Annotated in this window: 24 protein-coding genes; 12 read left to right on the forward strand and 12 right to left on the reverse strand. The window is 69.0% G+C overall.

Annotated features, from left to right (window positions below):
- The first annotated feature begins 11 nt into the window (after nucleotides 1–11).
- Together HBE64_RS04215 and HBE64_RS04220 are read left to right on the forward strand one after the other, a co-directional pair.
- Complete coding sequence (locus HBE64_RS04215; RefSeq protein WP_167098094.1) at nucleotides 12–1058, forward strand: GNAT family N-acetyltransferase; 1047 nt, start codon at nucleotides 12–14, stop codon at nucleotides 1056–1058.
- Nucleotide 1059: 1 nt separating this feature from the next.
- Complete coding sequence (locus HBE64_RS04220) at nucleotides 1060–1881, forward strand: shikimate 5-dehydrogenase (RefSeq protein WP_167098097.1); 822 nt, start codon at nucleotides 1060–1062, stop codon at nucleotides 1879–1881.
- 42 nt (nucleotides 1882–1923) lie between these two features.
- Here the strand turns inward: HBE64_RS04220 and HBE64_RS04225 are convergent, their stop codons facing one another.
- From HBE64_RS04225 to HBE64_RS04235, 3 genes are all read right to left on the reverse strand, one after another.
- Nucleotides 1924–2826, reverse strand: a complete 903-nt coding sequence (locus tag HBE64_RS04225; RefSeq protein WP_167098100.1) for a hypothetical protein — start codon at nucleotides 2824–2826, stop codon at nucleotides 1924–1926.
- Entirely contained in the window at nucleotides 2826–3197 is a 372-nt protein-coding gene (locus tag HBE64_RS04230; protein ID WP_167098103.1) for a hypothetical protein, read from the reverse strand. The genes HBE64_RS04225 and HBE64_RS04230 overlap by 1 nt, the downstream gene beginning before the upstream one ends.
- A gap of 75 nt (nucleotides 3198–3272) precedes the next feature.
- A complete protein-coding gene (locus tag HBE64_RS04235; protein ID WP_167098107.1) occupies nucleotides 3273–3977 on the reverse strand; it encodes an LpqN/LpqT family lipoprotein in 705 nt (234 codons plus the stop codon).
- Nucleotides 3978–4370: 393 nt separating this feature from the next.
- Here HBE64_RS04235 and HBE64_RS04240 point away from each other — a divergent pair, with 393 nt between their 5' ends.
- Nucleotides 4371–5693 (forward strand): PE-PPE domain-containing protein, encoded by a 1323-nt coding sequence (locus HBE64_RS04240; RefSeq protein WP_208300560.1) that lies wholly within the window; start codon nucleotides 4371–4373, stop codon nucleotides 5691–5693.
- 40 nt (nucleotides 5694–5733) lie between these two features.
- The gene (locus HBE64_RS04245; RefSeq protein ID WP_167098114.1) at nucleotides 5734–6210 is read left to right on the forward strand and encodes a TspO/MBR family protein; all 477 of its coding nucleotides are present in this window, start codon (nucleotides 5734–5736) and stop codon (nucleotides 6208–6210) included.
- Here the strand turns inward: HBE64_RS04245 and HBE64_RS04250 are convergent.
- Nucleotides 6207–7175 (reverse strand): linear amide C-N hydrolase, encoded by a 969-nt coding sequence (locus tag HBE64_RS04250; protein WP_167098118.1) that lies wholly within the window; start codon nucleotides 7173–7175, stop codon nucleotides 6207–6209. The genes HBE64_RS04245 and HBE64_RS04250 overlap by 4 nt on opposite strands.
- Nucleotides 7176–7237: 62 nt before the next feature.
- Here HBE64_RS04250 and HBE64_RS04255 point away from each other — a divergent pair, with 62 nt between their 5' ends.
- Together HBE64_RS04255 and HBE64_RS04260 are read left to right on the forward strand one after the other, a co-directional pair.
- Nucleotides 7238–7891, forward strand: coding sequence for a DUF5642 family protein (locus HBE64_RS04255; RefSeq protein ID WP_243841489.1), 654 nt, complete (start codon nucleotides 7238–7240; stop codon nucleotides 7889–7891).
- Nucleotides 7892–7920: 29 nt separating this feature from the next.
- Nucleotides 7921–8577 (forward strand): DUF5642 family protein, encoded by a 657-nt coding sequence (locus HBE64_RS04260; protein WP_167098124.1) that lies wholly within the window; start codon nucleotides 7921–7923, stop codon nucleotides 8575–8577.
- Between the two features lie 2 nt (nucleotides 8578–8579).
- Here HBE64_RS04260 and HBE64_RS04265 read toward each other — a convergent pair whose 3' ends face one another.
- Entirely contained in the window at nucleotides 8580–9173 is a 594-nt protein-coding gene (locus tag HBE64_RS04265) for an alpha-ketoglutarate-dependent dioxygenase AlkB (RefSeq protein ID WP_208300561.1), read from the reverse strand.
- Between the two features lie 34 nt (nucleotides 9174–9207).
- A complete protein-coding gene (soxR, locus tag HBE64_RS04270) occupies nucleotides 9208–9639 on the reverse strand; it encodes a redox-sensitive transcriptional activator SoxR (protein ID WP_167098130.1) in 432 nt (143 codons plus the stop codon).
- Between the two features lie 60 nt (nucleotides 9640–9699).
- Here soxR and arcA point away from each other — a divergent pair, with 60 nt between their 5' ends.
- The 4 genes from arcA to HBE64_RS04285 are packed head-to-tail and all read left to right on the forward strand — an operon-like array spanning nucleotide 9700 to nucleotide 15638.
- A complete protein-coding gene (gene arcA / locus HBE64_RS04275; protein WP_167108634.1) occupies nucleotides 9700–10896 on the forward strand; it encodes an arginine deiminase in 1197 nt (398 codons plus the stop codon).
- The gene (locus HBE64_RS04280) at nucleotides 10893–12335 is read left to right on the forward strand and encodes an aldehyde dehydrogenase (protein ID WP_167098133.1); all 1443 of its coding nucleotides are present in this window, start codon (nucleotides 10893–10895) and stop codon (nucleotides 12333–12335) included. The genes arcA and HBE64_RS04280 overlap by 4 nt, the downstream gene beginning before the upstream one ends.
- Before the next feature lie 19 nt (nucleotides 12336–12354).
- Nucleotides 12355–14091: an NAD(P)/FAD-dependent oxidoreductase gene (locus tag HBE64_RS24430; RefSeq protein WP_208300642.1), complete on the forward strand. Its 1737-nt coding sequence runs from the start codon at nucleotides 12355–12357 to the stop codon at nucleotides 14089–14091.
- A complete protein-coding gene (locus HBE64_RS04285; RefSeq protein WP_243841492.1) occupies nucleotides 14088–15638 on the forward strand; it encodes an NAD(P)/FAD-dependent oxidoreductase in 1551 nt (516 codons plus the stop codon). The genes HBE64_RS24430 and HBE64_RS04285 overlap by 4 nt, the downstream gene beginning before the upstream one ends.
- Here the strand turns inward: HBE64_RS04285 and HBE64_RS04290 are convergent.
- Both HBE64_RS04290 and HBE64_RS04295 read right to left on the reverse strand, forming a co-directional pair.
- Nucleotides 15578–17884, reverse strand: a complete 2307-nt coding sequence (locus HBE64_RS04290) for a CoA transferase (protein WP_167098139.1) — start codon at nucleotides 17882–17884, stop codon at nucleotides 15578–15580. The two genes, HBE64_RS04285 and HBE64_RS04290, sit on opposite strands and share 61 nt — an antisense overlap.
- 5 nt (nucleotides 17885–17889) lie before the next feature.
- Nucleotides 17890–19029, reverse strand: coding sequence for a Zn-dependent alcohol dehydrogenase (locus HBE64_RS04295; protein ID WP_167098142.1), 1140 nt, complete (start codon nucleotides 19027–19029; stop codon nucleotides 17890–17892).
- Between the two features lie 137 nt (nucleotides 19030–19166).
- On the opposite strand from HBE64_RS04295, the gene HBE64_RS04300 reads away from it, so the two are divergent.
- The gene (locus tag HBE64_RS04300; protein ID WP_167098145.1) at nucleotides 19167–20096 is read left to right on the forward strand and encodes an LLM class F420-dependent oxidoreductase; all 930 of its coding nucleotides are present in this window, start codon (nucleotides 19167–19169) and stop codon (nucleotides 20094–20096) included.
- A gap of 21 nt (nucleotides 20097–20117) precedes the next feature.
- Here the strand turns inward: HBE64_RS04300 and HBE64_RS04305 are convergent, their stop codons facing one another.
- Entirely contained in the window at nucleotides 20118–21668 is a 1551-nt protein-coding gene (locus tag HBE64_RS04305) for a dolichyl-phosphate-mannose--protein mannosyltransferase (protein WP_167098160.1), read from the reverse strand.
- Nucleotides 21669–21693: 25 nt separating this feature from the next.
- Here HBE64_RS04305 and rsmI point away from each other — a divergent pair, with 25 nt between their 5' ends.
- Entirely contained in the window at nucleotides 21694–22530 is an 837-nt protein-coding gene (gene rsmI / locus HBE64_RS04310; RefSeq protein ID WP_167098164.1) for a 16S rRNA (cytidine(1402)-2'-O)-methyltransferase, read from the forward strand.
- Here the strand turns inward: rsmI and HBE64_RS04315 are convergent.
- Genes HBE64_RS04315 through HBE64_RS04325 form a run of 3 tightly spaced genes read right to left on the reverse strand, consistent with a single transcriptional unit; the run spans nucleotide 22527 to nucleotide 25864 of the window.
- On the reverse strand, nucleotides 22527–23747 hold the full coding sequence (locus HBE64_RS04315; RefSeq protein ID WP_167098167.1) for an aminodeoxychorismate synthase component I: 1221 nt from the start codon (nucleotides 23745–23747) through the stop codon (nucleotides 22527–22529). The genes rsmI and HBE64_RS04315 overlap by 4 nt on opposite strands.
- Nucleotides 23748–23792: 45 nt before the next feature.
- Nucleotides 23793–24686 carry an RNA polymerase sigma-70 factor gene (locus HBE64_RS04320; RefSeq protein WP_167098170.1) on the reverse strand — a complete coding sequence of 298 codons (894 nt, stop codon included), beginning with the start codon at nucleotides 24684–24686 and terminating at the stop codon, nucleotides 23793–23795.
- Nucleotides 24683–25864 (reverse strand): NAD(P)/FAD-dependent oxidoreductase, encoded by a 1182-nt coding sequence (locus HBE64_RS04325; RefSeq protein WP_167098173.1) that lies wholly within the window; start codon nucleotides 25862–25864, stop codon nucleotides 24683–24685. The genes HBE64_RS04320 and HBE64_RS04325 overlap by 4 nt, the downstream gene beginning before the upstream one ends.
- Between the last annotated feature and the right edge of the window lie 26 nt (nucleotides 25865–25890).

Consider the following 25890-nt stretch of genomic DNA (forward strand, 5'->3'; position numbering starts at 1 on the left):
ACGGAGGTCGGATGACGGCGGAGGGCGGCGAGCGCGGTCTGGCGTCGGCGTTGGGCGCCACACCCGAGTTGATCGCGCTGCGCGCCGAGGCCCTGGCCGAGATGGACGTGTTCGACGGCTGCTCGTCGGCGGACTTGCAGGTGCTGGCCACCCTGCTGCGTCCGTTGCAGGCACCGGTCGGCCGGGTGCTGATGCGCCAGGGCGAGCAGGCGGTGTCATTCCTGCTGATCCAGTCCGGCAAGGCCGAGGTGCGCCACGTCGGCGAGGACGGGGTGGTGATCCTCGACGAGGTGTCGGCGGGGGCGATCGTCGGCGAGATCGCGCTGTTGCGGGACGTCCCACGCACGGCGACGGTCGTCACCACGGAGCCGCTGGTCGGCTATATCGGCGACGATGTGGCCTTCGCGGTGATGGCGGAACTGCCGGGGATCACCGAACGGATGGTGCGCACCGCGCGACAGCGGTTGGCGGCGTTCGTCTCGCCGATCCCGGTGGTCCTCAAGGACGGCACCGAACTGGTTCTGCGGCCCGTGCTGCCTGGCGACAGCGTACGCAACTCGCACGGGCCGGTCGAGTTCTCCACCGAAACGCTCTACCGCCGGTTCATGTCCACTCGCGCGCCGAGTATGGCGCTGATGAACTACCTGTTCCAGGTGGACTATGTGGACCACTTCGTGTGGGTTCTGGTCGACGGGGCGGACGGTCCGGTGGTCGCCGACGTGCGGTTCGTCCGCGACGAGGGCGACGTGTCGAGCGCTGAGATCGCCTTCATCGTCGGCGACGCCTACCAGGGCAGGGGCATCGGTAATTTCCTGATGGATGCGCTGACCATCGCCGCACACGTCGGGGGAGTGAAGCGGTTCTCGGCGCGGGTGCTGTCCGATAACTTGCCCATGCGCACCATCCTGGATCGCTTCGGTGCGCACTGGGAGCGCGACGAGCCGGGCGTGGTGACCACCGTGTTCGATGTGCCGAAACTCGATGCGCTGCAGATCGACCCGGCCCTGGCGGGCGAGATCCGCGATGTTGCCCGCCAAGTGATCCAGGCGGTGAGCTGAGGTGGCCAAGCCGGCGCTGAACAAAGACACCCGGCTGTGTATCTCGCTGGCTGCCCGCCCGAGCAATATCGGCACCCGGTTCCACAACTATCTTTACGACCAGCTGGGCCTGGACTTCATCTACAAGGCTTGCACCACAACCGATATCGCGGCCGCGGTCGGCGGCGTGCGTGCACTGGGCATCCGGGGGTGCTCGGTGTCTATGCCGTTCAAGCAGGACGTGCTGACGCTGGTCGACCACGTCGACGAGTCGGCGCGCGCCATCACCGCGGTCAACACGATCGTCAACGACGACGGCGTGCTCACTGCGAGCAACACCGACTACATCGCGGTGCAGCGGCTGATCACCTCCTATGGTCTCGACCCTAAGCGGCATGTGTTGATCCGCGGCAGTGGCGGGATGGCCAGCGCCGTGGCAACCGCGTTCCGCGATGGCGGTTTCGGAGCGGGCACGATCGTGGCCCGCAATGCTCAGACTGGTGCCGAACTCGCCGAACGCCTGGGCTACGACTGGCGGGCTGAGGTCGGGGATCTGCGTGCGCCGGTGATCGTCAACGTCACACCGATCGGTATGTCCGGCGGCCCGGAGTCCCACGAGCCTGCCTTCGACGATGCCGTGATCGATTCGGCGCAAACAGTTTTCGATGTCGTGGCACTCCCGTCGGAGACCCCGTTGATCGTGGCCGCCCGGGCGGCGGGCAAGCAGGTGATCACCGGGGCGGAGGTGATCGCTCTGCAGGCCGCCGAACAGTTCGAGCGCTACACCGGTATTCGGCCGTCCGCCGAGCAGGTGGCGGCCGCCTCGGCGTTCAGCCGGGCATGATCCCGCCTTCACGACTGCTCCCTTTGCTTGAGGAATCGTTCTTCACGCCGGCGCGTTCACCACGACGATCGTCTTGCGCACCCGCTCGGTCATGTGGCTGGTGAACCCGGCGTAGAACAACTCCGCGGCGACGGCCCACGACATCGACGAGTGCACCGCGGCGGCGGTCGGCGCGGCGTCAGCAGGCAACGCAAACGCGAACGGCACGGTGATCGGAGTGCCCGCGCGCAGCGTAATTCCCTTGCCTAACTTGACCGGCGGCCCATCGACAGGTCCTGTGGCACAGGGGTTTCGAGTCAACGGGTGCGACTCGCGATGGCGCTGCCAGCGCACCCTGAGGTCGCCGTCGGGCAGGTCGACCGTCGGGGTCAGTGTGACCTGCCCCCGCACCATCTCACCGGCGGCATACACCGGAGACGACAGCGCAATGTCCAACACCGTCTCGGCCGATCCGGAGTACCGCTCGGTCGGCTCGTCGCCGGCGTATGCGTCCTCCGGGCGTACGACGACGGTGAAATCACCGCGGGTCTCGACATCGCGGCCCCCGCGGTCGATTGTCAACCGGCATGACCAGCGCGCGATCTCCTTCGACGAGGGCGGCGCCCACGACGGAACCCTGAAATCGAAAGAACCACCGGTGAATTCGCCTGTCGCGATCGGTACATCGACCACCACGACGCTCACCCACTCGTCGGTGTCACGATCACCGCCGTAGTTGGTACCCACCTGGCCGGCGAGCCACAGGTCGTCGCTCACCTGGGCTGCGGCCGAATCGGCATGGCCCGCCCAGTGATACCGGAAGAAGTTGGTGTAGCCCCAGTCCACTTTCGCCGAGCGGACCTTGTCGGCAGAACCCGTGATCGCCGCCGTCACGGTCTGGCGCGGGACAACCACAGCGGGGGTGACGCTGACCTCGAGTGCCTGATCGCGGCGGAACAGGCCCACTACTTTCTCTGGCTCGCGGCGTAGTCCTCCGGCCGGTTCTTCTTCATCCACAACCGAAGCGGGCTCAAGACCACCCACAGCACGCCGTACACCGTGTAGTAGACGGCCGCCGAGGCCAGGACGCCGAAGACCCACGCCGGATAGATCAGGATCAGACAGAACTGAAGGAACTGCTTGATGACGACCGGATAGCCGTCGGCCATCGACCACACGAACCGCGGACTCATCGACTTCAGCAGGCGCTTGCCCGTTGAGGTCTCAGCGTCGGCTTCGGCCTGGGCCTGGCTCACGTCAGGTCCAAGCTCTTCGCGGGTCAGTCCGCGGGCCGGGGGTGCCGGCTCGTCGGGATAGGGCGGTTGCGCAGAACTCATCTCATGCCTCCCGAAGCCCGGAGACCGGGGCCGTGGCGGCCGGCGCACGATCGCGCCGGCCGCCACGAACTCCGATCAGGGAGTGATCGTCGTCTTCTCGTCGATCACACTGGTGGCGTCCATCAGGACACCCTCCTGCCCGTCGAGCGCGTCGGCGTTCAACTGCAGAACGTAGAGGCCGTCGGCGGTCGGGATCACGACGGTCTTCTGCGCGATGATGCGCTTCTTGCCGTCCTTGACGTAGTTGCCGCCCAACTGCATAGCGTCGAACCCGCTCAGGGTGCTCTTGTTGTCGTCACCCAGCGGCTCGTAGTCGGGGAGGTTCTTCAGCTCGCCCGGTGCGAGTTCGAGGATCTTCGCGGGGTCGACGTTGCCGGTCAGCTTGGACACGATCGCGATGATGCTCGGCGGATCGTCCGGCGTCGCCGGCTTGTCGTAGACGATGGCGCCGTAGGCCCACTCCGGGGTCTGCGGGCCGGCATCCGACCAGTCGGGCGGGAACGGCAAGTCGATGTTCGGCGAACCCGGATCACCACGGTGAACCGGCGTCTCCTGAATCTGGTTCGCCTTCAGGTAATCCTGGATGGTCTCGTTCTTGCCGGTCGATTCGGCCGGGCTCGGCGATGCCTTGGCGCTGGTGGACGTCGAGGTGGAGGTGGACGTCGAGGTCGACGTGGTCGTCGACGTCTTGGTCTCGGTCTTCGAGCCGCAGCCAACGAGCGCGACACTCAGTGAAATGGCGGCCAGCCCGGCTGTCGCAACCGCCGTGATTTTCTGCATCGGACGAACTTCTCCTTATTTACTGTGGCCGACCGCTGGCAGCGACCGAATTCGATTGTGAGCTTAGTGCTCAGGAAAGGATTCGCGACCCGAATTCTGCTGAATCAATACTGTGCCGGAAGTCGGCCAAATCTGACGGTCGCGACACGCGGCTGGTTAATAGGCCCGATTTTGCCCGGCCCGGCCGCGGCAGGGGCACGATGCAGATGGGCTGCGAAGATGCAGACGTAACGCGGGTCGCGGCGGTGGGTCAGGCGAAGCCACCAGCAGGTGTTACGCATAGGGCAAAGGAGCGCTGTGCGTTTTGGTCTTCACCGGCTGTCCACGGTTGCGCTAGCAACGATCGTGTTAGCCGGTTACGTTCTGTTGTCGCCGTTCGCAATAGGCGTTCATTTGACGGCCACCACCGCTCTGATAATGGGCGGGACGATGCATCCGCTGGTCAGTCCCACGCTCGGCGGTTCGGCGCAGAATCCGGTCGGGCAGTTGCCGTCCTATCCGCTCGCCGAACCCGCGCAAGTGGTCGCCGACATCGTCAACCAGGCCATGAACTTCTTCGTCGGCCCGACCGGTCCCGCCCGGGGCGGTGCCACCGACGCGGGCGGGTACAACGTGGTCGCGCTGCAGACGCCGGAGGAGTTCTGGCCCCTCTACGGCACACTCGATTTCGACGCCTCGGTCGCCACGGGCGTGGCCAACCTGTCGAACTGCCTTCAGGGACGGTTGTCGTGCAAGGGCCACTATTTCGACAACGCCCCGGAACTGACGTCGGACTACGTCGCTTTCGGATACTCCCAGAGCGCCAGGATCGCCAGCATCGCCAAGCGCGACCTCATCGACACCTACCGCAATGCCGACGGCACCTGGCGGCCCCTCGTCGACTCCAACGGCGCCCCGTTGCACGCGTCGTTCGTGGTGATCGGCAACCCGAACCGGCCCAATGGTGGCTTCCTGCAACGCTTTAACGGCTCCTACATCTCGCAACTGGGTATCACCTTCGACGGCGCGACCCCGACCGACTCCTGCGATGCCGACGGCACCCACTGCCGATTCCCGACCGCCGACATCGCGCGCCAGTACGACGGATGGGCCGACGCTCCGGTACGCCAGCTCAACCTGGTGGCCGACCTCAACGCGCTGCTCGGCATCGCCTATCTGCACCTCTTCTACGACGCGCCCGTCACCGATTCGATGTACCAGGGCACCACCGGTGACACCAGCTACTACATGGTCCCGACGCACCTGCTGCCGCTGCTGATGCCGCTACAACAGCTCGGCGTCCCGGCGCCGATCCTCGCCGTGCTCGACGCCCCGCTGCGGGTCATCGTCGAATGGGCCTACGACCGGGCGACCAATCCCGGCGTGCCCACCCCCATGCAACCGAGCATCGTGGCCGACCCGGTCACCGGTATCCGTAACCTGCTGGCCGCCATCCCGACGGGTCTGGACGACGGCTTGCAGGACGCCGGCTTCGGCCGCCCGTTCGGCACCGCCCGCGCCGGCATGTTCGGGGTGGGGGACCCGACAGTCCCGTCGACCGCCCCGGCCGGCGCCGGCGCGCCGTCGTCGCCTCCACGGCCGCCTTCGGCGCGACCGAACAGCGCCGCCGGGGCCAAGCCCCGTCCGTCGGCGGCCCGGGCCGGATCGCACCCGCAATCCTCGGCGACGCCGAACGCGCCGAAGCGAAGTGTCGGCGGGCACCGGCCGCGGCACTGAGAGCGGATTGGGAAACAGCGGCCTCGGGTACGTTGGCGGAATGCGTAAGACCATCGTGGGAACAGCCCTTGCCACCGCCGCGGCAGCAGTCGTGGGCAGCGTCTCCAGCCGTAAGGGCGTCGAGACCTGGTACCCGACCCTGCGCAAGCCGCCCTTCAACCCGCCCAACGCGGCGTTCCCGATCGCGTGGACGACGTTGTACGCCGACATCGCCGTGACCTCGGCGGCGACGATCGACCGGTTCCGCGCCGATGGCCAGGACTCGAAAGCCAACGCCTACATCGCCGCGCTGGGCACGAACCTGGTGCTCAATGCCGGCTGGAGCTGGCTGTTCTTCGGCAAGCGCAAGCTCGGGGCGTCGGTGCTCGGCGCGGGCGCGCTGGCGATCAGCAGCGCCGACCTGGCGCGGCGGGCCGGCGCCGCCGATCCGAAGTTCGGCGTCGCCCTGGCGCCCTACCCGCTGTGGTGCTCGTTCGCGACGCTGCTGTCCTCCGAGATCTGGCGGCGCAACCGCTAGAACGGCAGCTCGACCGGACGGAAGTGGTCGGTCACGTCGCCGACGAGCGAGGTGTCGTATGGGTCGACGGCCACCGAACCGGTGGTCTCGTTGAGCTTGAGCCGGTCGAACTCGGCCCAGATGATGCTCGGGCTGGTGGTCAGCTCGAAGAAGTACATCCGGTTGGTCAGATCGGTGACCGTCCGGTACTCGGTGTTGTAGACGCCGAATTCGGCGTACGGGGCACCGAACGGAACGGAGACGTTGCGCATGATCGCCATGACCCCCGCGATCGCCTCGCGCTCCGAGTTCGGTTTCGGCAGCAGCGCCGAATAGTAGGCGGCTCGCTGGAACCGGTCGACGGCATTGACGTTGCCGGGAAGCGGCATCTCCCGGCTTGGGTGCGAAAAGTCCTGGGCACCAAGAAGTTTCAATTGCTCGTCATAGGTGGGGTCGTTCGTCATCAAGGTGAACTGCCTGCCGTGGTGGATCACCGGGCGGCCCTCGGCGAACTCGATGATCGCCGAATCGCCGCCGGTGTCCTCCAGCGCGACATGGAGGTTCGCCTCGTGGCCGCGGACTTCGATCTTGACCAGCTGGACGTGTTTCATCAACTCCAGCGCCTCGGCCACGGTGGCGGCCTGATCCAGCAGGTACTGCAACCACAGCCCGGCCTGCAGTGCGGGCTTCTGCGCGTCCCGCGCGCCGTAGTCGCTGGCCTCCAGGTACAGGCCGTGGCCGGCCAGGCCCGCCTCGTTGAAGCCGTCGACAGTGCCCACTCCGTAGATCGTCGTCACCAGACTCGAGTAGCGGCTGGTCCAGCGCAACGGGTTCGGGTCATCGACCAGGCCGGCGGGGGCGATCCCGCTGCGCTCCCGGCCGCGGGGAAAGCCGACGAGCAGGGGCTGAGTCGGCTCCGGCCAGTCCATGCTCCGGCCGGTGAGGACGGCGAGATCGTTGGTGTTCCACAAGACGCGAGTGCACATGCCGTCAGGCTATGCCCGCGAGGCGCCCGCACGCGCCAACCGATCGGTGGTATCAAGACGGCGTGAGGCGGCTGACCCTCGGCGTAGGCCTGGTGCTCGGGCTGACCTCCTGCGCGAGCCAGCCCGCGCCCACACCGTCGACCTCGCCGAGCCCGACGGCCTCGCGGGCCGTTGATCCTGCCAACATCAAACGCGTCCGCCCCCTGTTGCCCGCCGACTATGAGATCGCCGACGTCGTCGGCCCGGTCAGCGCGGCCGGGCAGTGGGGTTTCGGACCGGGCTGGACCGCCGAACCGGCGCCCTGTGCGGCGCTGGCCGACCCGGCCGCCGGCGACGCCGGCGCACGCGGCTACTCGGCTTCCGGGCGCGGCGGGACGATCTATGTCGTCGTCGCCGCAGCAGGCCCACCCGCCGCCGGACTGCTCGACGAGTGCGGCCAGTGGACCATGACCTTCGGCCACACCAGCGGCACGGTGACGCTGGCCGAACCGCCGCGCGTCGACGGCGCCGACACCGTCGCGATGACGACCGCCACCCGCACTGTTGTCGAGTCCGGTTCCGAAACCAACGGGCAGGCCTCCACCGCGCAGGCCTACCTCGACGGCCACGTCGTCGTCGTCACGCTCGTCACCGATCCGGGGTCGGCGCACCCGCCGCTGGACACCCGCTTCGTCGACGACCTGTTGACCCAGACGGTGACTGCCTTGCGCGGCTGACCGCCGCCGCGTTGGGTACATTGGCGGCGATGTCGAACCCGAGAGCCGTGGTCGCCGTGTTGTGCGCCGGACTGTTGACCGCATGTGGATCGGGTGGTGGCCCGCAGGGCGCGGACATCGCCAAGGTGTCGACCCTGAAAGCGAGTTTCGGCCCCGAGTTCAAGGTCACCGAGGTGTCCAAAACGGGCATCGACCCGAAGCTGCTCACCGGCCAGAAGCTGCCCGATGGGCTGAAGTTCGACCCGCCCGCATGCGCGGCGTTCGCGACCGGGCAGCTGGTGCCGCCCGGCACCAAGGGCAATATGGCGGCGGTCTCGGCCGAGGGGCAGGGCAACCGCTTCATCATCATCGCCGTCGAGACCAACGAGCCGGTACCGGTCACCGAACCCGGCGCCGACTGCAAGAAGGTGTCGTTCAGCGGGGGTGCGCTGCGCGGGACCGTCGAGGCGGTCGACGCCCCCGCGATCAACGGTGCCCAGACCCTCGGTGTGCACCGGGTGCTGCAGACCGTGATCAACAACCAGGCCCGCACCGGCGAGGTGTACAACTACTCCGCTCACTTCGGTGACTACCAGGTGATCGTCACCGCCAACCCGCTGGTGCTGCCGGACAAGCCGGTCGCGCCGGTGGATACAAAACGCGCGGGCGATCTGCTGGTCGCCGGGGTCAACGCGATCCGCAACTAACCTCAGCGCACGTCGCGCGGCCGGAACTGGATGCTGATTCGGGGACCCTTCGGCAGTGCGGTCTTCGGGACGGCGTGCTCCCAGGTGCGCTGACACGAACCACCCATCACCAACAGGTCGCCATGATGTTGCGGCAGCCGTAGCGACGGGCCGCCACCGCGCGGGCGCAGGGCGAAAACCCGGGTTGCGCCGAGGCTGACGATGGCGACCATGGTGTCCTCAGTGCTGCTGCGCCCCACGGTGTCCCCATGCCAGGCGACGCTGTCCGACCCGTCGCGATACAGGCACAACCCTGCGGTGGTGAACGGCTCGCCGAGTTCGCCGGCGTAGACGTCGTTGAGCCGGCGGCGCAGCCGGGTGATCGCGGCATGCGGCGGGGGTGCGGCGGTGAGGTCGTGAAAACTGACCAGCCGCGGCACGTCGAGCACGCGGTCGTACATCTGCCTGCGTTCGGCCCGCCACGGCACCGATGTCAGCAGATGCTCGAACAGGGTGTCGTCGTCGACCCACGACGAGCGGACGTCGAGCCATGCGCCGGCGCCGAGGTCGCGGCGCTGACTGTGCTCGAACAAGGCGCCCTGAACAGACACAGACACGCCCCCAAGGTTATCGCACGTCTGTTCGAAAACGCTAGAGCTTGGCTGCGCCCGGACCGTGGCCGGCCAACACATCCTCCGGGTTGGACAGCGCACAGCTGCGCAGGCTCAGGCAGCCGCAACCGATGCAGTCGGCCAGGTTGTCGCGCAGCCGCTGCAGGTGCCCGATCCGCTCGTCGAGGTCGGCCCGCCAGCCCGCCGACAGCCGGGCCCAGTCCCGGCTGGTCGGCACCCGGTCGGTCGGCAGTGTCGCCAGTGCTTCCCGCACCCGGGCCAGCGGAATGCCCAGCCGCTGAGACATTCTGATGAAGGCCACCCGGCGCAGGGTCTCGCGGGGATAGCGGCGTTGGTTACCCGAGGTGCGACGGCTGCGGATCAGCCCTTCGCGTTCGTAGAAGTGCAATGCCGAGATCGCCACACCGGCTCTTCCGGCCAGCTCGCCTGGCGTCAGCTCCTGCTCGGTCACAGCTCAACGATAGTTGAGGTGATCGCCGGGCTTGTTACGGTGCTAGCTGTGACTTCGACTGTGCTGGGCTCCAACTCCGAGGTCGGGACGCTGCGGGTCGTCATCCTGCACCGCCCCGGCGCCGAGCTGCAACGGCTGACACCGCGCAACAACGACAAGCTGTTGTTCGACGGTCTGCCGTGGGTGTCGCGCGCGCAGGAGGAGCACGACGCGTTCGCCGACCTGCTGCGCTCACGCGGCGTGGAAGTGCTGCTGATGTCGGACCTGCTGACCGAGGCGCTGGCCAGCGGAGCCGCCCGGATGCAGGGCATCGCCGCCGCCGTCGACTCGCGGCGCCTGGGACACCCTCTGGCGCAGGAACTTTCGGCCTACCTGCGCGGTCTGGAACCCGCCGATCTGGCCTATGTGTTGACGGCGGGCATGACGTTCACCGAACTGCCGACGAGCGCCAAGGCCGACACGTCACTGGTGCGGCGTATGCATCACGGCGGGGACTTCGTCATCGAGCCGCTGCCGAATCTGCTGTTCACCAGGGACTCATCGTTCTGGATCGGGCCCCGGGTGGCCATCACGTCGCTGGCGTTGCCGGCCCGGGCGCGGGAAACCTCGCTGACCGACATGATCTATGCCCATCACCCGAGGTTCCTCGGGGTGCGTCGGGCCTACGAGTCCCACACCGCCCCGGTCGAAGGCGGCGACGTGCTGCTGCTGGCACCGGGTGTGGTCGCCGTCGGGGTGGGTGAACGCACCACCCCGGCCGGGGCGGAGGCGTTGGCGCGCAGCCTGTTCGACGACGACCTGGCCCACACCGTGCTGGCGGTGCCGATCGCCCAGGAGCGCGCGCAGATGCACCTCGACACCGTGTGCACCATGGTCGACGTCGACGCCGTGGTGATGTACCCGGCGATCCAGGACTCGTTGTCGGCGTTCACGATCACCCGCACCCCGACCGGTGTGCGGATCCACGACGAGGCGCCGTTCGTAAAAGCGGCCGCCGAGGCGATGGGTATCGAGCGGCTGCGGGTCATCGAGACCGGGCTGGACCCGGTGACCGCCGAGCGTGAACAGTGGGACGACGGGAACAACACCCTGGCCCTGGCGCCAGGCGTGGTGGTCGCCTACGAGCGCAATACCGAAACCAATGCGCGACTTGAGGATTCAGGCATCGAGGTGCTGCCCATCGCGGCCGCCGAACTCGGCACCGGGCGGGGTGGGCCGCGCTGCATGTCCTGCCCGGTCGCCCGTGATCCGCTGTGACCGAACTGCTCATCGGCGGGGCGCTGCGCGGCGGCGGCTCGGGAACCTTCGCGACGGTCAACCCGGCGACCGAGGAGATCCTCGGGACCGCGGCTGACGCCGACGCCGCCGACATGGACCGGGCCATCGTGGCCGCGCGCACCGCGTTCGACCACACCGATTGGTCGCGTGACGTCGCGCTGCGGGTGCACTGCCTGCGCCAGTTGCGTGATGCGCTGAACGCCGAGATCGAGGACCTGCGCGCCGTCACCGTCGCGGAGGTCGGCGCACCGGTCGCCTTCACCCACGGCCCACATCTGCAAGGCCCCGTCGACGACTTGGAGTTCCCGGCCCGCACCGCCGAGAACTATTCGTGGACAACCGATCTCGGGGTGGCCAGCCCCATGGGCATCCCGTCGCACCGGCGGCTGTACCGCGAGCCGTACGGGGTCGTCGGGGCCATCACGCCGTTCAACTTCCCGCATCAGCTCAACCTCGCCAAGCTCGGCTCGGCGCTGGCCGCGGGCAACACCGTCGTCCTCAAGCCGGCACCTGAGACACCGTGGTGCGCCGCGCATGTCGGCCGAATCATCGCCGAGCGTACCGACTTTCCGTCCGGAGTCGTCAATGTCGTCACCTCCAGCGACCGGCGCGTCGGCGCCCTTCTCGCCGAGGACGCCCGGGTGGACATGGTGTCGTTCACCGGGTCCACGGCAACCGGCGCCGCGGTCATGACGTCCGCCGCGCACACCATCAAGAAGGTGTTCCTCGAACTCGGCGGCAAGTCGGCGTTCCTGGTGCTCGACGACGCCGACCTCGCGCGCGCCTGCGCCGCGGCCGCGACAGCGGTGGCCCGGCACGCCGGGCAGGGGTGTGCGTTCACCACCCGCCTGGTGGTGCCGCGGGCCCGCTACGACGAGGGCGTCGCCGCGGCGGCCGAGGCGATGGCGGCCGTCCCGGTCGGCGACCCCACCGACCCGGCCACCGTGTGCGGACCGCTGATCTCGGCGCGCCAACGTGACCGGGTGTGCGGCTACCTGGATCTGGCGCTGGCCGAAGGGGGTTCGTTCGCCTGCGGGGGTGCCCGCCTCGACCGGCCCGGCTACTTCGTCGCGCCGACGGTGATCAGCCGGCTGACCAACGACGCCCGGGTGGCCCGCGAGGAGATCTTCGGACCGGTGCTGGTGGTGTTGGCCCACGACGGCGACGACGATGCGGTGCGCATCGCCAACGACTCCTCGTACGGGTTGTCGGCGACGGTGTGGGGGCAGGCCGAGCGTGCCGCCCGCGTCGCCGCGCGGCTGCGGACCGGGACGGTCAACGTCAACGGCGGTGTCTGGTACAGCGCCGACACCCCGTTCGGCGGCTACAAGCAGTCCGGTGTGGGCCGCGAGATGGGGCTCGCCGGTTTCGAGGAATACCTGGAGACCAAGGTGATCGCCACCGCTGTGAATTTATAGTGCGGTCACCGTGACGTCTTTGCCTTTCGACCCCGACGCCCTGCGCACCCGCTACGCGCAGGAGCGCGACCGGCGGCTGCGTCCCGACGGCATCGGCCAGTACGTCGAGGTGGCAGGGGAGTTCGCCGGGTTCGCCGAGGACCCGTGGGCCGGGCCGCCGCCGCCCCGCGCACCCTTGACCGACGAGGTCGACGTGGCCGTCATCGGCGCCGGCTTCGGCGGGCTGCTGACCGGGGCGCGGCTGCGTGAGCTCGGCGTGGGCAGCATCCGGCTGATCGACAAGGCCGCCGACGTCGGCGGCACCTGGTACTGGAACCGGTATCCCGGCATCGCCTGCGACGTCGAGTCCTACGTATACATGCCGCTGCTCGAGGAAACCGGCTACCTGCCGACCGAGAAGTACGCCAAGGGCCCCGAGATCTTCGCGCATTGCCGGCGCATCGCCGAACACTACGACCTGTACCGGGATGCTTGCCTGCGCACCGAGGTCCGCGAGATCCGTTGGGAGGCCGAGTCGTCGCGCTGGATCGTGCACACCGATCGCGGCGACGCCATCCGGGCGCGGTTCGTCTCGATGGCCAACGGCTACCTGCAGAAGCCCAAGCTGCCCGGTATTCCGGGGATCGCCGCGTTCCGCGGCCACACCTTCCACACCAGCCGGTGGGACTACGGCTACACCGGAACCGATCTGGAACGCCTGGCGGACAAGCGAATCGGCATCATCGGCACCGGTGCGACGGCCGTGCAGTGTGTGCCGCACCTGGCCCGCGCCGCGAAGCAGTTGCTGGTGTTTCAGCGCACCCCGTCATCGGTCGACGTCCGTGACAACCAGCCCACCGATCCGCAGTGGGCCGCCGCCCTGAGCCCCGGGTGGCAGCGCCGGCGCATCGAGAACTTCCAGCACCTGACCGCGGGCGGGGACGCCGAGGAGGATCTGGTCGCCGACGCGTGGACGTCCATCGTCAAGACCCTGCTGGTGATGCGCGACGGCGAGTTGGCCGATTTCGCCAAGATGGAGGAGGTCCGCGCCCGGGTCGACGCGGTCGTGGGCGATCCGGCCACCGCCGAGGCGCTCAAACCCTGGTACGGCTACTTCTGCAAGCGGCCGTGCTTCCACGACGACTACCTGGCGACGTTCAACCGTCCCAACGTGACGCTCGTCGACACCCACGGCCACGGCGTGCAGGCCATCACCGAACGCGGCGCCGTAGTCGACGGGGTCGAGTACGAACTCGACTGCCTGATCTTCGCCACCGGTTTCGAGGTGGGCACCGAATATGCCAGGCGCACAGGCTTCGAAGTGGTGGGCCGCGACGGTGTCACACTCACCGGCGCATGGGCGGACGGGGTCCGGACACTGCACGGGCTGGCGGTCGCCGGCTTCCCGAACCTGTTCGTGGAGAGCATCGCCCAGTCCGGCTTCACGGTGAACTTCCCCTATCTGCTCGACGTCCAGGCATCCCACGTCGCCTGGATCATCGCCTGGGCGCTGGCCAACGACGTCACCGAACTGGAGGCCACGGCGACCGCCCAGGACGACTGGGTATCGACCGTCGTCGAGCGCGCGGCCGGAACCGCCGACCGCGCCCGCGCGTGCACACCCGGGTACTACAACCGGGAGGGCCAGGCCAACGCCAAGACCCGGCAGGGCAGCTTCTTCTACGGTGGCCCAACCGAATACGCCGACATCCTCGCGGGCTGGCGCGACCGGGGCGACCTCGACGGCTTCGACATCCGCCGGGGTGGTCGCGGGTGACATACCGGATCGGCCGGCTCCGGGCAGCGCTGCGCCGGGGCCGCCAGCCCCGCGTCGCGATCATCGGCGCCGGCTTCGGTGGACTGGCGGCCGCCGTCGCGTTGCGCAAGATCGGCGTCGAGGACATCTTCATCATCGAACGCAGCGACGGTGTCGGCGGCACCTGGCGGGTGAACACCTATCCCGGTGCGGCATGCGACATCCAGAGCCATCTGTATTCGTTCTCCTTCGCGCCCAACCGGAACTGGACGCGCACCTATGCCCACCAGCCGGAGATCCTGGCCTACCTGGAGTCGGTGGCTGACGACTTCGATCTCAGACGTCATCTGCTCACCGACACCCGGGTGACCGGCATTCACTGGAACGACACGGTCCAGCAGTGGGACCTCGCCCTCGAATCAGTCTCCACCGGCTCGGGTTTCGGCCTTCCCGTCGACGTGGTGGTCAGTGCGGTGGGCTTGTTCGGCGAACCCAAGCAACCCGACATCGGGGGCCTGGGGGAATTCGGCGGACGGGTGTTGCACACCTCGCGCTGGGATTCCCGAGTGCAGTTCGACGGCCAGCGGGTCGCGGTGATCGGCACCGGAGCCAGTGCGGTGCAACTGGTTCCCGAACTGGCCGCCAGCGCCGCCCACCTGACCGTCTTCCAGCGCACACCGCCCTGGATGGTGCCCAAGGACGACCGCTCGTTCACCGCCGCGGAGCTCACCCGGTTCCGGCGCAACCCCTGGGCGGCCCGGCGGGAGCGCTACCGGCTGTGGAAGGAACAGCACGACAACACCGCCACCCGCGCCGACGATCCGCTGGTGGTCGGACGGCAGGGCATCGCCGAGGACTTCCTGCGCCGCACGGTACGCGACGAGTACCTGCGCGCCGCGCTCACCCCGGACTATCCGTTCCGGTGCAAACGCGTGCTGCTCGGCGCCGACTATTACGCTGCGCTGCAACGCGATAACGTCACCCTGGTCACCGACCCGATCCGGGCGGTCACCGAGACGGCGGTGCGTACCGACGCCGAATCGGTCGACATCGACGTGCTCGTGCTGGCCACCGGCTTCCAGACCAACCACTATCTGTCCGGTATCGAGGTGATCGGTCCCGGTGGGTGCTCGCTGCACGAGCGGTGGGGCGAAGACCCGAGCGCCTACCTCGGGGTCGCCGTCAGCGGCTTCCCCAACTTCTTCATGCTCTACGGCCCCAACACCAATCAGGCGGGCAACTCGATCGTCTACGTGCTGGAGGCCGGTGCCCGGCTGGTGGCCGATGCGGTGGCCCGGCTCGCGCGGCGCGGCGGCGTTCTGCAGGTGCGGCCGGAGGCCGAGCAGAAGTTCAACGAGGAGATCGGCGCGGAGCTCGAGCAGACGGTCTGGACCCAGTGCGGCAGCTACTTTCGTTCACCGAGCGGCCGGATCGTCACGCAGTGGCCCTACAAGGAGCTCGACTATGCCCGCCGCACCCGGCGGCTGCGGCTGCGCGACTGGATCCACTACAGGCCCGACGGCCAGAAGCCGATGACACCCTCGGCCTCCAGTTCGGCGAGCTCCTGATCGGTCAATCCCAGCTCGCCGCCGAGGATCTCGTTGTTGTGCTGCCCGAGTAGCGGCGCGGCGGTGGTGACGAACTGACCGGTCACCGGTGGCCGCGGGTAGGGCAGCGGACCGCACAACGGATGGTCACGGGGCTGGAAGAACCCGCGGTCGCCCAGGGCGGGGTTGTCGATGACCTCGGGTGGCTGCACCACCGGGGCGGCGGGCACACCGGCGGCCAGCAGCGCGTCGACTGCCTGCTGGAGTGGCCGCTGGGCCAGCCAGTCGGTCAGCCGGGCGTCGATCAGCGCGGCGTTGTCCTCGGTGTAGTCGACCCCGTGGCTCCACTGTGGTTGTTCCAGAACCACTTTGATGGACTGCCAGTCCTCGCGGTGGCGGATGCTGACCGCGATCCACTGGTCGTCCCCGGCGCAGCTGTAGACGTTCTGGACGGCGAACTCGTGGCCCCGGTTGCCGCGGCGGTTCAGCAGCACGCCGGTGCAGTCGTACTCGATGACCTGCAGTGCGCTGGCGTTGAGCACCACGTCGATCATCGGTAGCTCGACGAGCTGGCCGTGGCCGGTGCGCCTGCGGTGCTCGAGGGCCGCGACGGTCAGGAAGGCCGCGTGCACACCGGCTAGCGGATCGCACGCGCCGCGCGGGGCGGTCGGCAGTCCGTCGGGATACCCGGTGAGCCAGGCCAACCCGGCGAGCTGCTCCATGGTCATGGCGAAGCCGACCCGGTCGCGCCAGGGCCCGTCGAGCCCGAACCCGGGCATCCGGACTTCGATGATCGCCTCGTTGAAACCCTTGAGCACGTCGTAGCCGAGCCCGAAGTTCTCCATGACACGCGGGGTGAAGTTCTCGATCACCACATCGGCGTCGGCGACCAGCCGGCCGAGAAGTGCCTTGCCGGTATCGGATTCGAGGTCGAGGGTGATCGACCGCTTACCGGAGTTGACGCCCTGGAACACCCAGCTGTACTCCCACCAGCGTTCGACGTCGGCGCGGAACCCGCCCGCGAAGCGCATCCCGTCCGGGCGTTGCACCGACTCGATCTTGACCACGTCGGCGCCGAGCATCGCCAGCAGATGAGTCGCCGACGGGCCGGCCCAGAACGCGGTCAGGTCGATGATCCGGACACCGGCCAGCGGCAAGCCCGGTGCGGCCTGCGCGGGTGGCCGGCGGCGCGGCGCCGGGGCTGTGCCGGTGTCACCGATCGGTGGCGGCAGCGCGGCCGGCAGCGGCGTGCACTCGCTCATCCGCCACGGCGGGCGTGGCGCGCGGAAGCCAGCCGGGTGGTCGTCGAACGAGCCGCGCTGCACGAAATGATCCATGCCGGGCAGGGTTTCGCCGTTGCCGATCGCGGCCATCGGGATGCGGAACAGGGCGGCCAGTTCCACGATCTCGTCGACGGTCCGTGAGGCGAACCACTCACCGGTGCGGGCGCGCACCAGATCCCGCTGCTCCCAACGGCCGATCTGGAACCGCAATTCCGGAATGTCGGCGAGGTCGGGGCATTCGACCATCGCGCAGAAGTCCTGCCACTGCTGGCCGGTGGCCATCGAGATACCGACGTAGCCGTCCTTGGCCCGTTCCACCGACGGTACCTCGGTGGAACGCCCGACCACCTCGAGCAGCATCAGTTCCTTGCGCAGCCAGGAGAACACCTGCATCGAGGTGGTCATGGCTTCCAGCACCGACATGTCGTAGCGGCCGCCGCCGCCGTAATGGCCGGTCACTCCGAAGAATGCGGCGTAGCTGCCGGCGACGAACTCGCCGAGATCGCCCGCCACGGCGACGGGCGGCCGTTCCGGTTCGCCGCGCGATCCCGTCGACCCGCACCACGCCTGCAGCGTGAACTCGGTGGCCGGCCGGTCGGTCCACGGCCCAGTCCAGCCGAAGTCCGAGACGGTGACGACCGCGGAATGTGCTGCCAGGGAATCCAACTCGGCCTCGCCGAGACCCAGCGTCGCGGCCTGAGCCGGGGTGGCACCCAGGATCACGATATCGGCCCCGGCGAGCAACTCGGCCGGAACCGTGTCGGCGCTGACGCTGTGCTTACCGCCTGCCAGGAACGCGAAGAACGGACTCTCCTGCTCCCGCGCCGGCACTCCGGCGGGCTGGTAGCGCCGCAGCCGGTGGCCAGTCGGGGGTTCCACCATCACCACGTCGGCTCCTGCGTCGCGCAGCAGCTTGCCGGCGTAGGCGGTGGCCAGGCGGTCACCGATCTCGACTACGCGCAGACCCGATAGCGGAGAAGGCATGGAGCTCAGGCGATCCCGAAGTCGATGACGCCGCGGACCAGCTCACCGCGCAGCAGGTCCTCGAAGGCCTCGTTGATGTCGTCGAGCCGGTAGGTACGGGTGATCATCTCGTCCAGCAGCAGTTGGCCGGCGGTGTACATGGCCGCCAGGTGCGGGATCTCCGAGCGTGGATTGCACGACCCGAACACCGTCCCGCACAGGTTCTTGTTCATCAGCACCAGATCCTGCACGTCGAGCTGGACCGGCTGGGCACCGGCCCGCGCCATCCCGGTCAGCACACAGGTGCCACCCTTGCGGGTCAGTGCCAGCGCGGGGCGGATGTCCGCACCGGTGATGTCCGACGGCGCGACGATCACGGCGTCGGCCATCACCCCGCGGGTCAGCTCCCGCACCAGGTCGATGGCGTCGGCGGCCGACGCCGCGGTGTGGGTGGCTCCGAAGCCGAGCGCGGATGTCAGCCGCGCCTCGCGGGGATCGACGGCGACGATCGTGGTGGCGCCGTTGATCCGGGCGCCCTGCACCGCGGCGGTTCCGATACCGCCGACCCCGATGACGACACAGGTGTCACCGCCGCGGATGTCGGCCCGGTGGGCGGCCGAACCGTAGCCGGTGGGCACCGCACACGACAGCAGCGCCGCGGGCAGCAGCGGGATCGACGGGTCGATCTTCACCAGCGAATCCGCCGCTACCACAGTGTGTTCGGCGAAGGCGCCGATTTTCGAGGTGTGCCCGAGGTCGTGCCCGTCGAGGGTGTGATGACGGAAGGTGCCGTCGGTCGGCATGCCGGGCGTAAGCACCCCGGCGCCCTTGTCGCACAGGTACTGCATGCCCGAGGCGCACCAGCGGCAGTGGCCGCACACCGCGACGAACGAGGTGACCACGCGGTCGCCGGGGGCCAGGCCGGTGACGCCGTCGCCGACCTCGACGACCACGCCCGAGCCCTCGTGGCCGCCGATCGTCGGTGGCCGCGTCGTGGGTGCACCGGGCGGGGACATGAAGCCGTTGCGGATGTGGTCGTCTGAATGGCACAGCCCGGCCGCGGCCATCCGGATCAGCACCTCACCGGCGCGCGGCGGGTCTAGCTCGAAGTCCTCCACCGACCAGGCGCCGCCCGGCTCGCGGACGACGGCGGCGCGGCTCCTCATGCCCCACGACATTACGGGTGCGGCGTGGGCCCAGGGTGCGAGATCCCGCTTCGTATCCGCGGGGACCGCGGTATTCCCGAATTCGCTCAAAGGGAAACGGAGCGCACGCCCCGCTTGATCGGGGCTACGTTGCCGGAGTGGCAATCAAACTTGGACTTCAGATCCCCAACTTCTCCTACGGAACCGGTGTGGCCGAGATGTTTCCGACGGTGGTCGCGCAGGCGCGTGAGGCCGAGGACGCCGGATTCGACTCGGTGTTCCTGATGGACCACTTCTACCAACTGCCCGGCCTGGGTGTCCCTGAGGACCCGGTCATGGAGGCCTACACCGCGCTCGGCGCGCTGGCCGCGGCCACCCAGCACGTCGCGCTCGGCACCCTGGTGACCGGCAACACCTACCGCAACCCGACCCTGCTGGCCAAGGCCATCACCACCCTCGACGTCATCAGTCAGGGCCGGGCCATCCTCGGCATCGGCACCGGCTGGTACGAACTCGAACACGATTCACTGGGCTACGAGTTCGGCACCTTCACCGACCGGTTCGACAAACTCGACGAGGCGCTGCAGATCATCCTGCCGATGCTGCGCGGTGAGCGAGTGACGGTGGAGGGCAAGCACTACCGCACCCAGGAGGCGTTCGCCAACCCCCGCTTCCGCGACCACATCCCGCTGATGATCGGCGGCAGCGGCGAGAAGAAGACAATTCCGTTGGCGGCCCGGCATTTCGACCACCTCAACATCATCGCCGGATTTGACGAACTGGCGCACAAGGTCGGGGTGGTCAAGCAGCGCTGTGAGGAGATCGGCCGCGACCCGGGCACCCTGGAGACCAGCGTGCTGGCAATCGCCGTCATCGACGAGAACGTCACCGAGGACTTCATTCCGGAGGACTTCAAGCAGCAGGCGGTCTTCGGCGGCCCCGAGCAGATCGCCGAACAGATCAAGACCCGAATTCTCGACGCCGGTGTGGACGGCGTCATTCTCAGCGCGGTCACCAACATCGACGGCTACCACCCGGGGCGGCTCACGGCTGTCGCCGAGGCCCTCAAGCCGGTCCTCGGGCTCTGACGATCGGGCTGCCCGGCCGGCTCACCGCCAGCTGGGTAGCCAGATCTCCATGTTCCACGTCGACTGCGAGATCGGGATGCCGGTCAGGATCGGATACAGCCAGGCGAAGTTCGTGATCACCAGCGCCAGGTAGCCGCTGACCACGATCAGCCCGAGCGTTCGGCGTTCGGCGTTCTGGTTCGGCGCGTGCAGGATGTCGCCGAGTATCAGCGCGATGGCCATCGCCAGGAACGGCGCCATCGGCACCGCATAGAAGAAATACATCTGCCGGTCGATGTCGGCGAACCACGGCAGGAACCCGGCGCAGTAACCGGTGAGCACCACCGCGTAGCGCCAGTCGCGGCGGACGAATGCCCGCCACGCCGCATAGAACAGCACCGGCACCGCCAGCCACCACATCGCAGGCGTGCCGACGAGCATGACGGCCTTGACGCACGACGTGGCACCACAGCCCGGCACGTTCTGGTTGTCGATCGCATACAGCACCGGCCGCAGCGACATCGGCCACGTCCACGGCTTGGACTCCCACGGGTGGTGGTTGCCGGCCGAGTTCGTCAGCGTCGAATGGAAGTGGTACGCCTTGTAGGTGTAGTGCCACAGCGACCGGATCGCATCCGGCGGCTGGAACCACTGCCGTTCGCCGATCGATTCGCCGACCTCGTAGCGGTTGACCGCGGTCTCGGAGGAGAACCACGGCGCGTACGACGCCAGGTACACCGCGAACGGGATCAGACCGAACACGTATGCCGTCGGGCCCAGGTCGCGCCGGATCACCCCGAACCACGGCCGCGGAACCCGGTAGGCCCGCCGCGCCGCGACGTCGAACGCCAGCGACATCGCGCCGAAGAACACGATGAAGTACAGCCCGGACCACTTGGTCGCGAACGCCAGGCCCAGCAGCACGCCCGCGCCGAACCGCCACCACCGCACCCCGAGCCGCGGACCCCACGGCGTCTCCGCGATGCGTCCCTCCAGCAGCGCGTTGTGCATGCGTTCGCGCATCTGGTCCCGGTCGACGATCAGCGCCCCGAACGCCGCGACCACGAAGAACGTCAGGAAGCCGTCCAGCAGCGCGGAGCGGGCCGCGACGAAGCTGACGCCGTCGGCGATCAGCAACAGCCCGGCCATCGCGCCGATCATGGTGGAGCGGCTGATCCGCCGCACGATCCGCACCACCAGCGCCACCAGGATCACGCCCAGCACCGCGCTGGTGAACCGCCAGCCCACGCCGTTGTAGCCGAACAGCGCCTCACCGATCGCGATCAGCTGCTTGCCGACCGGCGGGTGTACCACCAGACCGAAGCCGGGGTTGTCCTCGACGCCGTAGTTGTGCAGCATCTGCCAGGCCTGCGGCGCGTAGTGCTTCTCGTCGAAGATCGGGGTGCCGGCGTCGGTGGGGGAGCCGAGGTTGGCGAACCGGGTCAGCGCGGCCAGCGCGGTGACGACGGCGGTGGCCGCCCAGCCCTCGATCCGGTCGAGCGGACCGAAGTCGGCGACCGGCACCAGCGGCCCCGGACTGATGACGGGAACCGTGCGCGGGTGCGCGGCCAGGTCGTCGGCGGTGGCAGTCATCGGTGTCGATCGTAAGCTCTGGGGCATGACAACCGGCCGACTGATCCTGGGGGCGACGCCGCTGGGACAGCCCGCCGACGCATCGAAACGGCTGGTCGACGCGCTGGCCAGCGCCGATATCGTGGCCGCCGAGGACACCAGGCGGGTGCGCACCCTGGCGCAGTCGCTGGAGGTGACGATCACTGGCCGGGTGGTCAGCCTGTTCGACCAGAACGAGGCGGCCCGGGTGCCCGGGCTGATCGACGACATCAAGGCCGGGGCCACCGTGCTGGTGGTCAGCGACGCCGGCATGCCGCTGATCAACGACCCCGGCTACCGGATGGTGACCGCGGCCATTGACGCTGGAGTGCCGGTGTCGTGCCTGCCCGGACCGTCGGCGGTGACCACGGCGCTGGCCGTCTCCGGCCTGCCGTCGGACCGGTTCTGCTTCGAGGGCTTCGCGCCGCGTAAACAGTCCGCCCGCCGCGCCTGGCTGGCCGGCCTGGCCGCCGAGCCGCGAACCACGGTGTTCTTCGAGTCGCCGCGGCGGCTGGCGGACACGCTGCGCGACGCGGTCGGTGAGCTCGGCGGGCAGCGCCGTGCGGTGGTGTGCCGGGAGCTGACGAAGGTCCACGAGGAAGTCCTGCGCGGGTCGCTGGCCGACCTGGCCGACTGGGCTGACGACAAGGTGCTCGGCGAGATCACCGTGGTGCTCGAAGGCGCCCGGCCGGTGGCCGACGTGGCAACCCTGGTCGCCGAGGTCACCGCACTGGTCGACGAGGGTATGCGGGTCAAGGACGCCTGCGCGCAGGTGATCGACGCACACCCTGGCGCGCCGTCGCGCCGCGACCTCTACGACGCGGTGCTTCGGTCCCGCACCTAGACGACGACCGGTGTCAGGATCGGCGCCGCCTTGTGCAGGCATTCCTGCCACTCGGCCACCGGGTCGGAGTCGGCGGTGATGCCGCCGCCGACGCCCAGCACCGCGCAGCCGTGCGCGTCGAACTCCACCGTGCGGATCGCGACGTTGAGTTCGCAGCCGGCGATCGGTGACGCGAACCCGATGGTGCCGCAGTAGACGCCGCGCCGCCGCGGCTCCCAGGTCGAAAGTAGTTGGCGTGCGCGGGTTTTGGGCGTCCCCGTGACAGACGCGGGTGGGAACGTCGCGGCCAGTACTGCCGAGGTCGGCATCGCGGCGGGCACCCGCGCGGCCACTGCCGACACCAGATGCCACACCCCGGGGGCGGGGTGCACGGCCAGCAGTTCCGGCACGGTGACGGTGCCTACGTCGGCGACGCGGCCCAGGTCGTTGCGCACCAGGTCGACGATCATGATGTTCTCGGCGACGTCCTTGACCGACGCCCGCAGCAGTGCCGGGTCGGCGTGCAGCGGCAACGTCCCCTTGATCGGACTGGACGTGACGCCGTCGCCGGAGCGCCGCAGGAACAGCTCCGGCGACAGTGACGCCACCGCGCCCCAGTCGCCGGCCAGGTACGCCGCCCGCGCGGGGGTGGTGCGGGTGACGGCGTCGGCGAAGAAGTCCACCGGCGAGCCGGCGACCGTGCCGGTGAACTGCGTGCACACGCACGCCTGGTAGACCTCGCCCGCGGCGATCGCCGACAGGCACTCCTGCACGCCGGCTTGATGCGCGTCGAAATCGGCTGCACCCCAGATAATTTCGCAGGACTGCGAGACCGCCGGAGAGGTGATGGCCGCACTGACCCAGGGTTGGATCGTTGTGCCGGTGAGGCTTTCGTGCCACCAGCAGCCGTCGTGGTCGAGGCGCAGCACGCAGTCGGTCCAGCCGCCTGCCGCTTCGGGAACCCGAGGTCCGCGCCCGTCGGCCGCGGCGTCGGGATAGGACAGGTATCCGATCCACCCGCCGCCGACCGCGTCGCGACGCGCACCGGGCGTGACGGCGAAGACGTCGGCCGGATCGACGGGCAGGATCGCCACACTCGGCGCGATCACCGCCCCGGCACCGAACCAGTCACCGGTGAACGCCGCAGGCGGCGGCAGCCCGCGGCGGGCCGCGGCGGCGGCCAGTGCCCGCAGCACGTCGGCGGCGGTGCCGATGTCGCCAAGCCGCTCGATGCGCATCGCTTAAGCGTGACGGCTGCGCCGGGCAGACGCAAAGTCGCGGTGCTACCGGCTGATCTCGCGGGGGACGGTCACCGATGCCAACTTCTCGGGGTTGCGCATCGCGTAGAAGTTGGTGATCTTGCCGTCGATCACCTCGATCAGGAACACGCTGTCCGGGCGCTCGTTGCGATACACGATCGCCGCGGGCGCGCTGTTGTAGGACGCGAGTTCCACCCGGTACTCCGACCCGGCCCGGCTCATCAGGCCGATCAGCAGCCTGGCCACCTTCCCGGCACCCAGCACCGGCCGACGCGCCGCGCTGACCTTGCCGTCGCTGTCGGAGGTGAACACCACGTCGGGGGCCAGCATCGCCATCAGCCCGTCCAGGTCGCCGGTGGCGGCCGCGACCAGGAACTGCGTGGTGATCTGCTCGGACTTCGCCGGTTCGACGGGCTCGAATCGTTTGCGCCGGGAGTGCACGTGCTCGCGGGCGCGGTGCGCCATCTGGCGCACCGCGGCCGTGGATTTGCCTACCGCAGAAGCGATTTCGTCGTGGCTGAAGCCGAACACCTCGCGCAGTACGAACACTGCGCGCTCGTCGGGGCTCAGCGTCTCGAGCACCACCAGCATCGCCATCGACACCGACTCGGCGAGCACCACATCCGAGGACGCGTCGGTGTCGTCGAGCAGCAGCGGCTCCGGCAGCCACGGGCCCACATAGTCCTCCCGCCTGCGGGCCTGGCTGCGCAGGGTGTTCAGCGCCTGCCGGGTGACGAGCTGGGCCAGGTAGGCCTTGGTGTCGCGCACCTGCGTCAAATCCACGCCCGCCCAGCGCAGGTAACCGTCCTGCAGCACGTCGTCGGCCTCGGTCGCCGAACCGAGGATCTCGTAGGCGATCGTGAACAGCAGCGGCCGCAGGGCCGTGAACCGCTCGGCGTGCTCGTCGGCGGCGTTCATCTAACCGCCGCCGCCTCGGCACCGGTCCGGTTGCCGCCCTTGAGCCACACGTAGGCCCCGGGTTTGCGGGCCTCGCGGCGCAGCCCGCTGACGGTGGCCGTGCAGATCGCTTCCTTGATCTTCGCCGCGGTCCAGCCGCCGATGTACAGCGGCAGCGCGGTGTCGTCGGTGCGGGCGATCTGGATGGTCCCCGCGCCGCGGCCCAGGCTGATGCACTGCCCGGTGAACGCCTGCCGGATCGGTGCCGGCGGCTCACCGGCGATGCGGGCCAGCACGGTGTTGGCGGCCTGGGCGCCCAGCGGCAGCGCGGCCTGGCAGCTCATCCGCAGCGGCTCACCGGACGGCGCCGCGCAGTCGCCGGCGGCCACGACCCGGCCGTCGTCGATGCTCGTCAGCGTCTCGTCGGTGAGCAGCCGTCCGATCGCGTCGGTGCGCAGCCCGGACCGCGACGCCAGATCCGGGACCCCGAAGCCGGCGGTCCAGATCGTCACCGCACTGGGCAGGCGCCTGCCGCCGTCGAGCAGCACCGCGTCGGACTCGACGGCCCCGACCATGGCCCCGGGCCCGTCGACGATCTCGACACCGAGCTTGCGCAGCCGCTTGGTCACCGACCGGCGTCCGGGCGTGCTCAGGTAGGGGCCGAGCACCGGCCCGCACACCAGCGTGACGGTGCGGCCCTGCTCGGCCAGCTCGGCGGCGGTCTCGATACCGGTGGGCCCGGCACCGACCACGCACACCGGGGCGCCGTAGTGCAGCTCGTCGAGCCTGGCGGCCAGACGCTTGGCTTCCTCGAGATCGCCGATGGGATAGGCGAATTCGTCGGCGCCGGGGACGTTCGGTCCGCCCGATCCGCTGCCGACCGCGTAGATCAGATAGTCGTAGGGCAGCGGTGCGCCGGTGAACAGCTCCACCTGGCGGGCGGCGGTGTCGATGCGGGTGGCGGCGTCGACCACCAATTCGATACCGGGGCCGAGGATGTCGGCGAAGTCGACGACGGCGTCGTCGGATCCGGCCACCAACTGGTGCAGCCGGATGCGCTCGACGAACTCCGGGCGCGGGTTGACCAGGGTGATGTCGACGCCGCGACGCTGCCGCAGCCGGTTGGCTGCGAGGACGCCGGCGTATCCGCCGCCGATGACGACGACGCGGGTGGTGTGGTGTGCGTTCTGTTCAGTCATGACCTCAAGACACCGCTGATGCCCTG

The sequence above is a fragment of the Mycobacterium sp. DL592 genome (assembly GCF_011694515.1).
Lineage (GTDB): Bacteria > Actinomycetota > Actinomycetes > Mycobacteriales > Mycobacteriaceae > Mycobacterium.